The organism is Myceligenerans pegani (assembly GCF_014892515.1).
In the GTDB taxonomy this organism is placed as follows: domain Bacteria; phylum Actinomycetota; class Actinomycetes; order Actinomycetales; family Cellulomonadaceae; genus Myceligenerans; species Myceligenerans pegani.
Genome location: NZ_JADBGR010000041.1, coordinates 1 through 346, shown reverse-complemented (window position 1 = coordinate 346; position 346 = coordinate 1). Strand labels below are relative to the sequence as shown.

The following is a 346-nucleotide window of genomic DNA, read 5'->3' as shown; positions in this document are numbered from 1 at the left end:
TCAAAATGATCCGGCCACGATTCGTGCGGTACTGCAAGACCGCACCCGACGCGAGGCCCTCAAGAGTCTGCCGGTCATCGCGGTCCGTCCCGGGACAGTCACGAATCACATCTCCGGTGGTGGACCACGCACCATAGACGCAGCCGCCCACCTGCACAGGGGCAGCGGGTGAACCGGACGCAGGCTGCTTGAGCGCATCACTGCCGTCCAGTGGCTGGCTGATCAGCGAATCCGGGGTGGCGACGGCCACGGTTCCCGACCCACCGGACGGCTGCTGGAGCTGGGCCTCGCCGAACCCTTCGATCCGGATCCGGTCGCCGCCCGGGATGATGAGCGTCTCCGCCGT

1 protein-coding gene is annotated in these 346 nt (G+C 67.3%); it reads right to left on the bottom strand.

What is annotated here, in order from left to right:
* The coding region (locus tag IIE03_RS02650) for a hypothetical protein (RefSeq protein WP_192861175.1) at nucleotides 1-346 on the bottom strand (346 nt) is incomplete at both ends.